Genomic DNA, 13802 nt, shown 5'->3' with positions numbered 1-13802 from the left:
TAAACAAAATGAAAAAAATCAATCTCAAAAACTTGTCTATGGACGAGGTATTGACCAAAAATGAACTGAAGAAAATTGTTGGTGGAGATGGTAGTGGCTGTCAGAGCTGGCTTTGCTATTGCCCAGGCCAAGGCACATGGTGGGCTTCTACCTGCGACGCATGGGAAGTAGAGGCAATGTTTTCTGCCATGGAATCGAGCTGCCCATGGGGCGGTGGTTGTTCTATGATGTAACTATCAACCAGCCCCAACAATCTGAAGATCAATTGATTTGCCGATCTATCGATTAAAATCCACATCGATTACAACTCAACTTGAACTATTATAACCACAGAAAACCGCCCGTAAAAGGCGCTCTGATAATGTTCCAGAGTGATGAACATTTTGATTCTTTAAAACCTAAACAAAATGAAAAAAATCAATCTCAAAAACTTGTCTATGGACGAGGTGTTGACCAAAAGTGAACTAAAGAAGATTATTGGTGGAGATGGTAGCGGCTGTCAGGAGTGGTCTTGCTTCTGTCCAGGCCAAGGTGCATGGGGTGTAACTACCTGTTCGCCAGGAGAAATAGACGACATGTTGGCTGAAACAGAGAATAATTGCCCACATTGGGGTGCTGGTTGTTCATTAATAGGATAACCCTCAGTTACAACAATCGGCAAATCAATTGATTTGCCGATTCATACCTCAATATCTGTTCAAATGAAAAGCCAATAAAATTTATGCTTTTAGACAAGAACCAGCAAATTTTAAGCGAACTGGAACCTGAATTTGCCGAGAAGATGGCCATCATCTTAAACAACTGTGAACGTTTAGGTGTAACCTTCGCACTGCGAAATGGGAATAGGAATACCTTTACACAAGCTGTTTATTGGCGAAGATCTAGGTCTAATGAAGATATAGCCGAAAAAATAAAAATGTTCCAAAACGAACAGGCAGATTTTTTGGCGTATTGTTTATTTATTGTTGGCGAACAGCAGGGGCCTTATGTAACAGATGCACTTCCGGGCCTATCATGGCACCAATATGGTTTGGCTGTAGATTGTGCTTGGATACTTGATTCGAAAATATGCTGGGACAATGAAAACTTATATAATGGTATTAATGGCTATGAAATATTGGCCAAAGAAGCAAAAAAACTAGGTATTTGTTCGGGGCATGAATGGAAAGATTTCAAAGACAGCGGACATTTACAGGCTAACTTTTACGCTTCGCCATTAGCTATATATACCTTGAAAGATATTGAACAACTGATGAAAGAGAAATATTTACCGCTATTGCAAACCAATCATAACCTTATCGAACACCGTTCATAACATGGAGATCTACGAAGCATATTTTAAACATTTTGATCAAAACCAGAAAGCAATGGCCGCAAGTTTGCCCGCTTTACAATACTGCATCAGACTCATTAACAGTTTTGAACTAGAACACATTTTAGACCTTGGAAGCGGTATCAGTACGGTAATGTTCACAGAAAAGTTTCAAAATGTAACTTCTATAGATACAGACATTGCATGGGGTAATAAAACCACCGCCATGGTTAAAGAGCTCCTTAACAAGGACATTACTATTTTAGATGGAATTGATAAATTGGAGCAACAAAAATTTGACTTTGTATTTTACGATTACGGAAACCTGGAAGATCGCATTTTCAATTTCCCAAAAGTAATGGCTTTAGATGCCAAATATATCTACCTAGATGATTTCCATATCCTTCCTTATCGATATTATGTAGAAAGTAAATTGAAAAAGGAACGGCTGGTGTTTTTACCAGAAACGATTGATGACTTTGGCAGGTTTGGTGCATTGATTATCAAAGAAAATAAATGATCATTTTGAGTTTATCTTAACCCCTATTCCTGTGAAATTTTTGCTTTTCTTTTTGTTATTCATTTGTATAGTCTTAATGATCAGCTATGCCTTAAAAAAACAGATTCTCTCCTATTTTTGCAGGTTGATTAAAAAGAAAACAGGTTGTATGGTTAGCATTTCAACCATAGGGTTTTCTATTAAAGGCATCTATTTCAAACAACTTACTTTAACTAAAGCTACTTTATATTTAGAAATTGATTCTGTTAGGCTTGGTTTATCTATACGACCACAATTTCTTGTGTTGCGTATTGGCAATTTAAATTGCTATCATCAACCTGCAAACCAAACTTCAACAAATACAGATCATACAAAAACCGAAAAGACAAACACTCCACTACTTCAAAATGTATTAGCGAGAATAACCAACTTGTTTGCAAGAAAATATCCCAAAATATGTAGATATAGTACCATCAAGACAGCTCAACTTCAGTTTTTTGATCAAGACCGTACTCGACCAATAGTAGTGGTGGAACAGCTCATTTTTGAAAAACAGAAAATTGTATTTGAGTTAAATAATTTTGCAAGCCTCCAATCCAAATACCGTGTTTTGATTCGATTCAATCGGCATAAAATCTTGTATGCGGTAACCAACCTCCTTCTTAACAGTTCAGACAGCTTACAGACTGCTCATTTAAGAGGAAAAATAGCCATCGGTATACAACAGCAATTGACCATTGGCACCTATGCCAAGAGCGTAATTTTGAACAGTAAAAAAGTATCCAATCAGCCCTTAGCTTTAAAAGACCTCAATGTTTTATTCATTATTGACCAATTTGACGATAGAATAGAACTAAATCCTGATTCAACCGTCCAATTTAATCAGGTTCTCTTAGAAATGAAGGGTCGTTATCAATATGAGGAAGACTTGTGTTCGATGATGCTCTATCTCACCTCAAAAGTTGAACATTTGATTGCGCTGATCCCCAATTTACAGACCAATCCATTAAAAGACTTTAGCAGCGAAGGCGAAATTTGTGTTGGGTTTTCTCTTGGTTTTTTATGGTCAGATCCGCTACACTATAAATTTGATTTAGATTACAATACAGAAGAGCTTAAAATTATAAACCCTGGAATAGACCTCCTTTACCTTGAAAATGATTTCAGTTTTAAAAGCACCATCAATCGAGAGAATCACCGTGTACTTCACATTTCAAAATCCACTGGAGATACCGAAAATCAACATTTACTGTCCAAAATTATCCAACTTTCTGAAGACCCAAATTTTTACAAGCATAACGGAATAGACAGCTATTTTATTGGTGTTGCCATAGCCAATAACCTTGCTCAAAAACAATTTTTTAAAGGGGCGAGTACACTGAGCATGCAGTTGATTAAAAATTTATGTTTGGGCGAAGAAAAATCCATAACCAGAAAATTGGAAGAATTGATTTTGACCTTGCTGATGGAGAATTATTTCAAGATCAGAAAAGAAAGGATTTTGGAAATCTATCTTCAGGTGATTGAGTTGGGCCCCGAAATATATGGCATAAACGAAGCTGCAAAGTTTTATTACAATAAAACTGTTGACGAGTTAAATGTATTAGAGTGTTTGGCAATCAGTTACATTATCCCACGTCCTCGTTTCTTTTTAGAGGCGTTGATTGCAAAAAGCGAACAATTGAACCATAACCTTTCCAAACATATCGAAAACAAGCTGGGCATGTTAGTAGCCAATCGGATGATCACCAAAGATCAATTGCTTGCTATGGGCAACAAAATTGAGTTTTACCAAATTGGAGAATTGGAGCTGAACAACTTAAACACTGCTCATTTAGCCCGTTTGTTTACACTTGTTCATTAATCGCTTAAAAGTAAATGAGAATAGACAATCCTAAACACCAAACCTATATCATCAACCTCGAAAAAAGGACAGATAGAAAGCTCAACATCGAAAAAGAGTTCTCTGCTCATCAAGAATTCGAAATTACAATTTTTAAGGCTGTAGAACGGCAAAGGGGAGCATTAGGATTGTTTCAGTCTTTCCAAAAAATTGTGGAGCTTGCTGTTGAAAAAGAGCTCGACTATGTGATTATTTGTGAGGATGACCATGTATTTACTTCAAACTACAACAAACATTTATTGAATGCACAGATTAAACTTGGGCAAGAGTTAGAATTTGATGCCCTGTTAGGTGGAATGAGCAATGTACACGATGCATTGTTCTTTAACCCAAATCTGGTATGGGTTGGAGGTTTTACCGGACTTCAATTTACAGTGGTTTTCAAAAAATTTTATGCTCAGATTTTACCATTTACACTTGGGCAGAAACCATTTGACCTTGAGTTGGCCTATTTGAGCGACCATATCTATTGCTGTTACCCAACCATATCTACTCAACGTTCTTATGGCTATTCTGATGCGACCACAGAAAATAACGATATGCAAGTGGAAAGTTACTTCGAAACCTGTAATCAGAAATTGGATCGACTCTATAAAATATCCCAATATTTTGACCTTGTAAATTATTGAGATGGAAAAAATATTAACCTATCTCTTGGAAGGTCAAAGTGATTTTTCAGGAATTACAAATAATGAAACCATAGATCGTTTGTTCAACGTCAAGCTTCTTCCAACTGCCGCAAAAGAATCAACAGCAGAGTTGGTTTGGATGCAGCTTGTTAATGTGGTTAAACTTGCCAAACAATCGAAGGCAGCACTCTTTATTTTGGGCAAAAATATAGAGAGTTTAAAAAACATCAGCCATACCGATTTACTATTGGAAGTGATTAGCGATGCACTTGATTCTAACTTAAAAATTTTGGTCAGCAATACCTCTTCAGGCGATGCTACTTTGATCCCACTTTCGCCAAATTTATTTTGGACAGATTCACTTTATGGTTTCGAATTTTTAGTGATCTATGAGTCCTGTTTTGATTTGATCATTAACGAAGATTTCTCTGCTTACCATACCATTTCCGAATGTTTAGAGAACATCACCAGCAATAAAATGCTCATTTATCCAATGGTCAATACAACACCAAATGTTAACCACCAAAATATACACCTACGCATGGAGCGATTAATGCAAATGAGCATTTATTTAGAGCAAAATAGACTTAAACTACAAAAAAAGAAGCAGCCTTAATCCTTTCTAAGCAAAGCTGATTTTTGCCATTCGTAATTCATTCTGGCAATAGATAGTACCGAGATATGCTGTGGACATTCTACTTCGCAAGCTTCAGTATTGGAACAATGGCCAAAATCTTCGGCATTCATCTGCCCTACCATAGCGTTCACTCTGGTTTCTTCTTCTAATTTCCCTTGTGGAAGCAAAGCCAGATGCACTATTTTTGCTGCTGTAAAAAGCGCTGCACTTGAGTTTTTACACGTAGCTACACAAGCACCACAACCAATACAGGCCGCTACATCAAAAGCATCCTCAGCTTGTTGGTGCCCTATCGGGATAGCATTGGCTTCTGGAGCCGAGCCGGTAGAAGCAGAAATGAAACCACCAGAACTGATAATCCGATCAAAACTGCTCCGATCAATCTTCAAGTCTCTTAAAATAGGAAAAGCTTTTGCTCTAAAAGGTTCTACATAAATGGTATCACCATCTTTAAAACTGCGCATGTGAAGCTGGCAAGTAGTGGTATTTGCCAATGGCCCATGTGCACGACCATTGATCATTAAGCCACATTGGCCACAGATCCCTTCCCTACAATCGTGGTCAAATTCAATTACCCGTTCTCCAAGCTGTATCAATCTTTCATTGAGCATGTCCATCATTTCGAGAAAAGACATGTGTGTGGTTACCCCATCAAGTTCATAATCAACAAGCTTGCCTTTTTGAGCGCTATTTTCTTGTCGCCATACTTTTAAGTTCAGTTTCATAGCCCCTTATTTATAACTTCTAACGGTTAATTTTACATTTTCAAATACCAGCGGTTCTTTGTGTAGCACATGTGCTTGGTCGCTTCCTTTCCATTCCCAACCAGAAACAAAGGCATAATCTTGGTCGTTACGTAGCGCCTCGCCATCAGCAGTCTGAAATTCCTCCCTAAAATGTGCACCACATGATTCTTCTCTTTGCAGGGCATCGTGGCACATCAGTTCGCCCAATTCAAGGTAATCTGCTACCCTTCCGGCTTTCTCCAACTCACTGTTGAGCTGCTCATCGCCAGTTAGCTTTAAATCGGTATAGAATTGGTTTCTTAGCTTTTTAATGTCTTCAATAGCGGCTAACAAACCTTCACGATTTCTGGATAAGCCACATTTATCATACAGCAACTTACCCAAGGTTTTATGAAAATAATCAACCGACAACTTGCCTTTACTGCTCATCAATTTTTCCAACTGTTCTTTTACCCTATTTTCGGCTTCCTCAAATGCAGGATGCTCAATTTTTATACTTGCCACACTCAGTTCATCTGCCAAATAATTTGGTATGGTATAGGGTGCAATAAAATAACCATCTACACAAGCTTGGAGTAAGGAATTTGCACCTAATCTATTGGCTCCATGATCAGAAAAATTGGCTTCACCCAATGCAAAAAGACCAGGTATGGTGGTCATCATCTGATAGTCAATCCATAAACCGCCCATGGTAAAATGGGCCGCTGGCGAAATGAGCATTGGATGTTGATAGGCATCAATACCGTTGATCTTCTCGTACATGGCAAAGAGATTGCCATATTTTTCTTTGATTTTATCTTTTCCCTGCTCAGCTAAAGCTTTAGAAAAATCTAAATAAACTGCATTTTTCATTGGACCAACTCCAAAACCAGCATCTATCCGTTCTTTTGCTGCTCGCGAAGAAATATCTCTTGGCGAAAGATTACCAAATGCAGGATAGCGACGTTCGAGGTAATAATCTCTTTCAGCTTCTGGAATTAGGTTTGGCTCTCTTTCATCACCTGCTTTAAGCGGCACCCAAATCCTTCCGTCATTACGCAACGACTCAGACATGAGTGTAAGTTTAGATTGGTTCTCGCCCGATTGGGGCAAACAGGTGGGATGAAATTGGATCCAACTCACACCCGACATCAGTGCACCTTTTTTATGTGCCCTCCAAATTGCAGAGCCATTACAGCCCATGGCCAAGGTAGAAAGGTAGTAGATTTTACCATAACCACCTGTTGCCAAAACCACTGCCGCAGCTGCATGACGTTCAATTTTACCACTCACTAGGTCTCTAGAAATAATGCCCTTTGCTTTACCATCAACTACCACCAGCTCTAACATTTCATGTCTGGAATAAGTGGTTACCTTACCCAAATTTTCTTGTCGCATAAGCGCTTGATAGGCACCCAATAACAATTGTTGTCCGGTTTGGCCCCTTGCATAAAATGTTCTCGAAACCTGTACCCCACCAAACGATCGGTTATTCAAATAGCCTCCATATTCTCGAGCAAAAGGCACACCTTGGGCAATAGCTTGGTCAATTAGTGCAGCAGAACATTCTGCCAAGCGATAAACATTGGCTTCTCTTGAACGGAAATCGCCACCTTTAATGGTATCATAGAACATTCTATATACACTATCGCCATCATTTTTATAATTTTTTGCAGCATTTACCCCACCTTGGGCAGCAACTGAATGTGCTCTTCGGGGTGTATCTTGAAAACAAAATGATTTAACCTGATAACCTTGCTCTGCCAGTGCAGCCGCACAAGATGCACCTGCTAAACCCGTACCCACCACAATAATTTCCAGTTTCTTTCTGTTAGCAGGATTTACCAATTTGGCATGCTTTTTAAAATTCGACCATTTATCCTCAAGTGGTCCTTCTGGGATTTTCGCATCTAAACTATTCATCTCAACTATTTAAATAAACATAAATTGGCATGGCCATAAAACCTAATGTAATCACTAAAGTATAGATCCATCCTACAACTTTCATTAGTTTCACATATTTGGGATGATAGAGCCCAAGGGTTCTGGCTGCACTAAAGAAACCATGTAATAAATGAAAACCCAATGCTAAAATCCCCAGCTCGTAAACCACAACATACCAAAGCTCTTGGTAAGCCTGGAGTACAATGGCATACAAGTCTTTCTGACCCTTACTATCTACAGGTAATGTGGTAAACTTATACTGGTACCAAAAATCTTTGAGGTGGATGATCAAGAAAAGGAGAATAAACGTGCCCAAAATACCCATGTTTCGACTATACCAAGGGCTTACCTCGCCTCTTCGATCATAAGCATAAGTTTGTCCATTTGCCTTTTTCTTTTTCAATGTCAATACAATGGCGTAACAAACATGGGCGATGATAGAAATATAAAGCACATAAGAAATGAGCTTGATCAAAATATTGTTAGACAATAGCTGCGAATACCAGTTGAATTGCTCTCTCGCTTGTGCTGCTGGCAAAAAAAGTTGAAGGTTACCTAAGAGGTGGATCACCAAAAAAAAGCACAGAAAAAGTCCGGTTAAGGCCATCCATAACTTATAAAGCTGTGTGGTTCCGTTCGTTTTTACCATAAACCAATTACTTTCCACCATAAACCACCAATTACAAACCAGATCAGCAAGAACAAGACGCTAATGAAAAAGCCTTGTTTCCACCAATCTTTCATATCTACATAGGTACTCCCAAAAAATATCGGTGCGGGGCCATGGCCATAATGTGTCAATGAACCCATTAAAGTAGCGCAGGCACCTAAGAAAATAGCCAGCATGGTACCCGGAACGCCAACAGCAATACCAACGGCCAAAAATACCGAGTACATGGCCGCAGCTTGTGCGGTAGCACTCGCAAACAAGTAGTGACAATAAGAATATACCAATATAATGATTGGGAAAGCCAATTGCCAGCTTAACCCAGCCATCTCCTTGCCTATCAATTGGCCAAACCAGCCAATAAAACCTAATGAATTAAGGTACGACCCCATCATTACCAATGAAGAAAACCATACAATGGTATCCCATGCACCCTTTTCTGATTTAACATCGTCCCAAGTTAAAACACCACAAAGCAATAAGATAGAAAGTCCTATTAAGGCTGCTGTAGTGGCATCCATGGCAAATAGATTTCCAAAAATCCATAACACCAATAAAATGATAAAGGTGGCTACCATTAACCACTCTTGTCTGGTAATTGGTCCCATTTCTTTCAGTTTCTCTGCAGCCAATTTGGGGGCATCGGGTGTTCTTTTCAATTCTGGTGCATAGAATTTATATAGAAAAATAGGCGCCAACAGAAAACAGGCCAAACCCGGTATGGCTGCTGCCATGAACCAACTGCCCCAGGTAATATGGATCCCCAAATCTTTGGCAAATTTCTGTGCCATCGGATTACTCGCTGTTGCTGTAAGGAACATTACAGAGGTAATCATATTTGCATTGTAACTGCTCAGCGTAAGAAAAGCGCCAATTTTACGGTGTGTTTCTGGCTGTTCGGGCGATGAACCCATATTTACGGCCACAGATTTCATGATCGGAAAGATTACCCCTCCTGCTCTTGCGGTATTACTAGGTATAGCCGGTGCTAAAATGAGGTCGGCGGTATTGAGGCCATAGGCCAAACCTAAAGAGCTTTTACCAAAAATACGGATAAAGCTATAGGCCAATCTGGTACCCAAACCTGTTTTGATAAAGCCACGGGCAATAAAAAAGGCCAATCCAATTAACCAAATGGTAGAATTTCCAAAACCGCTCAATGCATTTTTAATGGATTGTGCCGGATCGCCGGGTGCCAATACTTGTGTAGCGGCACAGAGTGTAATGCCGATCATGGCCATTGAACCCATTGGGGCAGCCTTTACAATGATGCCAATAATTGTTGCCACAAAAATGGCCAATAAATGCCAGGCATTTGGTTTTACGCCCTCTGGAACAGGGATAAACCAGATAATGAGACCAATAATTGTGGTAGCGAGGAGTGCTTTGAGCTTAATTTCTTTCATGAGCATTAATTTAAAAACGTACCTGCAATTGCAGATAGTAGAGATTACTATTGTAAGTAGTGCTTAAAGGCACATTTTTTTGATATAAGTTAATCGAAACCCCAGTTTGTAATGTCGCATAAAAATCATCGGCAAAAATGAGCGATACATTTGGGATGAGGTTCTGTCTTGAATTGTTATCCAGTTTATAATTCACATCTAAATATTCATACCTTGAAGAAAATTCGATAGCCCTTAAACGTGGCAGGTTGTAGTAATACCGAAGAATGGGAAATACATAAAAACCTTGCATACGCACATCCGACAATTGTGGCTTATTACCTGTAAAACCATCAAAAAGTGCCAAATTGGTACCATTTTTATATTCTCCACTTAAAGAAAGTTGCCACCTATTGGCTAATTTCTGACTGGTTACCACATCTGCTCCCCAGGCATCGCCTTTGCCATTTCCGAAACTTCCCACAGCCCCATTGATACCTATGATTAGTTTTTTAGCCAGTTCTGCTTCCAAACGGCCGTAGAAATTCTTTGCATTGTCGTTGTCGTTGGCCACATTCCTGTTGTTTCCATTGTAAACACCAGCATAATACCGAATTGGCATTGATCCTTCAGCAGTTACATCGCCAAATACCGAAACACCAATCTGAAAACTCTGCCATCCACTACCGCCAAAAGCATAATACTGGTTAGAGTAATCAAGTGTACGGATCACATCAACTGGCATGGCATCCTCTATTCCAAAAAATGGCCTAAACTGGCCAGCCTGTACATTGAAATGTTTGCTCAAAGTGTATTTGATATAAGCATTTTCTAAAACCTTATTGGTTGGATTGTTGCTGAATTCGGCAAAGTTGAACATGATATTTGCTGAAAAGTGATCGTTTACCGTTCCCTTTACTTGCAATCGCACTCTTTTTAATAAAAAAGCATTGGTATTTTTACTGGTTGAAGTTTGATCAAAATGTTTGCCATTGATATCAACATTGTTGTTTAATGAAGCAGCAAACCTGGTTTGTAAGAGACCTGCAAAACTAATTGCCCGTTTATAGGCAGAAAAATTCTTCACCGTATCACGGTCGATACCTGTAATATCTGTTTGTTGGGCTATTGCCGACAAAGAAAATACAAGTAAAAATGAAAGTATTAGAGCGTTTATTTTCATCATAAGCTTGTTTGGTTAAATTTGATCGTCTCAACCTCTCAAACAACAACATAAACACTGAGTAAAACCGTTAGCTGGTAACAGTTGCAAATCAAATAGACTACTACAAGATAACGAAAAAAAATTATTCCTAAAATTAACTTAAAATTAATTTTTGCTATTGAAATGAAAGTAGTACCTATTCTATTGCTTTATTTGTTGAAACATTAATTTATAAACCCCTTTTTTCAAACTAGTTACAAAGGAAAATGCCTTATAAGTGGGCCTCATTAGAGTAAGGAAGAGATATGTGGAAAAATTGTTTCGGTTGGCAGCAAAAGAAGCATTAATTTAGTATTCCGAACAAATCTATATCATGCCTCAATTCGATTGTATCTTCTTTCTAGAAAACGTTTACCTACAAATTATCGAGGTAAAACGTAACGATCTTGCCTCAGATGCAGATATTTCGGAAAAATTTAAGTGGCTCAGGATCGAAAAGGAAACCCTGCAGATCACCCCATTGAACTTTGCTTCGATGGATTCATCAGGCGATATTGAAGAGCGCTATTTTCTGGAAGGTTATCTCAAATTCAATAGCAGTACGGGCACTTTTATCGAGAAATACAATTCCGCACAACACCATCTCGATAGAAGAATAGATTTTAAGATCCAAACTGCACTTGCCAATAGGATTACAGATTTCCTTCAAAATCCGTTAATGGCAACTACAAGGTCTTAATAAAATCGGCCACCAAAACCCCAATTCTACCTTAATCAACTACAGAATTTTATAATGAAGCTGGATCCCCTGCACGAACTCATCGTCGACTTTATCGAAAAGACCAATAAGCCAATCTTTATGACCGGAAAAGCGGGAACCGGAAAGACCACTTTTCTACGTTATATCCGCTCCAACACCAAAAAGAACCTTGCAGTGGTAGCACCTACCGCTGTGGCGGCCATTAATGCTGGTGGAGTAACCATTCACTCCTTTTTTCAAGCTCCTTTTGGTCCCATTCTACCCACTTCACCTGAACATATTTTTACCGAATTTTCTGGAAAAAGCTTCGGCCCTGAAAAATCAAAACTTATCAAATGCCTTGACCTGCTCATTATCGATGAAATTAGTATGGTTAGAGCAGATACGATGGATTATATAGATAGGGTATTGCGATTCGTTAAGGGAAATTCGCAAGCATTTGGTGGGGTACAACTGTTAATGATCGGAGACCTTTACCAACTGCCTCCTGTTTTCCAAAATGATTGGCACCTACTTGGCAAATACTACAATGGTCCCTATTTCTTTGACAGCCTCATCTTTAAAACATCTCCATTGCTCACTTTTGAGCTCACGAAGGTGCATAGACAGAGCGATCCTACATTTATCGAAATATTGAATGAGATCAGAAATGGATCGATCAGTACATCCTTGTTAGACAAGCTTAACGAACATTACCAAATACAGCCCAAAAATGAGGTGTTAAGCGACCATGTTACCTTAACCACTCACAACCCCTTGGTTAAAAAGATCAATGAGGAAAGATTGGAACAGCTTCCGGGCGAAACCCATCGTTTTATGGCAAAGGTAACTGGTGAATTTCCGAAAGAAGCCTACCCCACAGAGGAACAACTGATACTGAAGGCAGGCGCCATGGTAATGTTTATCAAAAACGACAGTTCGGGCAAGAAACAATTCTACAATGGCAGAACGGCCAAGGTAGATAGCATTGCTGGTGAAACCATTAGGCTAACCTTCTTAGACGATGGCTCTACCTTTGAAGCCACTCAAGAAACATGGGAGAACACCAAATATGCACTCTCTGAAACTGATCAGAAGGTTACCCAAACCAGTGCAGGTTCTTTTATGCAGTTTCCATTGAGACTGGCTTGGGCAATTACGATACACAAAAGTCAGGGGCTAACCTTTGATAAAGCCGTTATTGATGTTGGTGCCGCTTTTGCCCATGGACAAACCTATGTGGCATTGAGCCGTTGCCGTACACTCGATGGGCTGATATTGAAGGAAAAGGTTGACCTTAAAAACATCATTACCGATCCATCGGTGGCTGCTTTCATGAAAAAAGCACAAACCCAGCTTCCAGATCAAAGTGTGCTTGATAGTGCAATAGCCGCTATTGAAATGGAATCCCTTATAGAAAGTTTTAATTTTGCCCCGATCCATACTGCTTGGAACCATTTAAAATTGGTGTTAACCACATTATTCCCTACCGTAACAACACTTCAAGAAAAGATCAAGGAATCGCAGCAACTCTTAACAACCAAAATCGAACCTATTGGGCAACGTTTCATTCGTCAGGAATTACAAATCAATCAGGGCAAATCTACATTAGCACTTTTAAAAGATCGACTTACCAAAGCTGCTGGTTATTTCTTGCCTAACCTCATTAACTTACACGAAAATGTGATGGCCCTGCACTTATTGGCAACAGGGGCTCCTTTCCATACCGACTATTTCCCAACATTGAACCTCTTATTGGAACAGCTAGAAGCCAAAATAGAAGTATTCAAATTGCTTCCAACTATCAAATCGATGGAGGAGCTATCTCAAGCTATTCGAAATACAGCGACCACTTACAAACCAATTGACAGTTGGAAACAAAAACAGGCAGCTGTAGAAATTGTAATTGAAAACCCTGCGCTCTATGCAGTACTGATAGACTGGAGGCAACAGACAGCCGAACTGAAAAAATCATTGGGTTACCACATCATTTCCGATCAGGCCATTATTGATATCTCTGCTAAGCTGCCAAGAACATTGACACAACTTTCGAAGATCAAAAATGTGGGTGAAGGAAAAACAAGTGAATATGGTGAACAGCTGCTCAAGATCATTCGCCAACACTTGGGCGAAAATGAACTTTTCTTTTAAGAATTCAAATCAGGTTTCTACACTAAGTTCAATTGAAAAAACACAG

General features: G+C 39.1%; 14 protein-coding genes. 9 read left to right on the top strand and 5 right to left on the bottom strand.

Annotated features, from left to right (window positions below):
- The first annotated feature begins 8 nt into the window (after nucleotides 1-8).
- From AQF98_RS21525 to AQF98_RS21495, 7 genes are all read left to right on the top strand, one after another.
- Nucleotides 9-233: a TIGR04149 family rSAM-modified RiPP gene (locus AQF98_RS21525; protein ID WP_055134039.1), complete on the top strand. Its 225-nt coding sequence runs from the start codon at nucleotides 9-11 to the stop codon at nucleotides 231-233.
- A 174-nt stretch (nucleotides 234-407) separates the two neighbouring features.
- Nucleotides 408-638 (top strand): TIGR04149 family rSAM-modified RiPP, encoded by a 231-nt coding sequence (locus tag AQF98_RS21520; protein ID WP_055134038.1) that lies wholly within the window; start codon nucleotides 408-410, stop codon nucleotides 636-638.
- Nucleotides 639-721: 83 nt separating this feature from the next.
- Entirely contained in the window at nucleotides 722-1315 is a 594-nt protein-coding gene (locus AQF98_RS21515) for a M15 family metallopeptidase (protein ID WP_055134037.1), read from the top strand.
- 1 nt (nucleotide 1316) lies between these two features.
- Nucleotides 1317-1832 carry a hypothetical protein gene (locus tag AQF98_RS21510; protein ID WP_055134036.1) on the top strand — a complete coding sequence of 172 codons (516 nt, stop codon included), beginning with the start codon at nucleotides 1317-1319 and terminating at the stop codon, nucleotides 1830-1832.
- A gap of 31 nt (nucleotides 1833-1863) precedes the next feature.
- On the top strand, nucleotides 1864-3675 hold the full coding sequence (locus AQF98_RS21505) for a biosynthetic peptidoglycan transglycosylase (RefSeq protein WP_152969784.1): 1812 nt from the start codon (nucleotides 1864-1866) through the stop codon (nucleotides 3673-3675).
- A gap of 14 nt (nucleotides 3676-3689) precedes the next feature.
- Complete coding sequence (locus tag AQF98_RS21500) at nucleotides 3690-4343, top strand: hypothetical protein (RefSeq protein WP_055134034.1); 654 nt, start codon at nucleotides 3690-3692, stop codon at nucleotides 4341-4343.
- A 1-nt stretch (nucleotide 4344) separates the two neighbouring features.
- Nucleotides 4345-4959, top strand: a complete 615-nt coding sequence (locus tag AQF98_RS21495) for a hypothetical protein (protein WP_055134033.1) — start codon at nucleotides 4345-4347, stop codon at nucleotides 4957-4959.
- Here the strand turns inward: AQF98_RS21495 and AQF98_RS21490 are convergent.
- From AQF98_RS21490 to AQF98_RS21470, 5 genes are read right to left on the bottom strand one after another with little or no spacing between them, the layout of a single operon-like run.
- Nucleotides 4956-5705, bottom strand: a complete 750-nt coding sequence (locus tag AQF98_RS21490) for a succinate dehydrogenase/fumarate reductase iron-sulfur subunit (RefSeq protein ID WP_055134032.1) — start codon at nucleotides 5703-5705, stop codon at nucleotides 4956-4958. The genes AQF98_RS21495 and AQF98_RS21490 overlap by 4 nt on opposite strands.
- Before the next feature lie 6 nt (nucleotides 5706-5711).
- Nucleotides 5712-7628, bottom strand: a complete 1917-nt coding sequence (locus AQF98_RS21485) for a fumarate reductase/succinate dehydrogenase flavoprotein subunit (RefSeq protein WP_055134031.1) — start codon at nucleotides 7626-7628, stop codon at nucleotides 5712-5714.
- Between the two features lies 1 nt (nucleotide 7629).
- Nucleotides 7630-8319 carry a succinate dehydrogenase cytochrome b subunit gene (locus AQF98_RS21480; protein ID WP_235524283.1) on the bottom strand — a complete coding sequence of 230 codons (690 nt, stop codon included), beginning with the start codon at nucleotides 8317-8319 and terminating at the stop codon, nucleotides 7630-7632.
- Complete coding sequence (locus AQF98_RS21475; RefSeq protein WP_055134030.1) at nucleotides 8292-9722, bottom strand: anion permease; 1431 nt, start codon at nucleotides 9720-9722, stop codon at nucleotides 8292-8294. The genes AQF98_RS21480 and AQF98_RS21475 overlap by 28 nt, the downstream gene beginning before the upstream one ends.
- A gap of 10 nt (nucleotides 9723-9732) precedes the next feature.
- Nucleotides 9733-10887 carry a porin gene (locus AQF98_RS21470; RefSeq protein ID WP_055134029.1) on the bottom strand — a complete coding sequence of 385 codons (1155 nt, stop codon included), beginning with the start codon at nucleotides 10885-10887 and terminating at the stop codon, nucleotides 9733-9735.
- Between the two features lie 352 nt (nucleotides 10888-11239).
- Between AQF98_RS21470 and AQF98_RS21465 the strand changes: the two genes are divergently transcribed.
- The gene (locus AQF98_RS21465) at nucleotides 11240-11605 is read left to right on the top strand and encodes a hypothetical protein (RefSeq protein ID WP_055134028.1); all 366 of its coding nucleotides are present in this window, start codon (nucleotides 11240-11242) and stop codon (nucleotides 11603-11605) included.
- Nucleotides 11606-11659: 54 nt separating this feature from the next.
- Nucleotides 11660-13756, top strand: a complete 2097-nt coding sequence (locus tag AQF98_RS21460; protein WP_082435230.1) for an AAA family ATPase — start codon at nucleotides 11660-11662, stop codon at nucleotides 13754-13756.
- Nucleotides 13757-13802: the final 46 nt, after the last annotated feature.

Origin of the sequence: Pedobacter sp. Hv1 (assembly GCF_001412215.1) — a bacterium.
In the GTDB taxonomy this organism is placed as follows: Bacteria; Bacteroidota; Bacteroidia; order Sphingobacteriales; family Sphingobacteriaceae; genus Pedobacter.
Note: the sequence above shows the minus strand (reverse complement) of the source record. Positions and strands in the feature narration are given on the sequence as shown.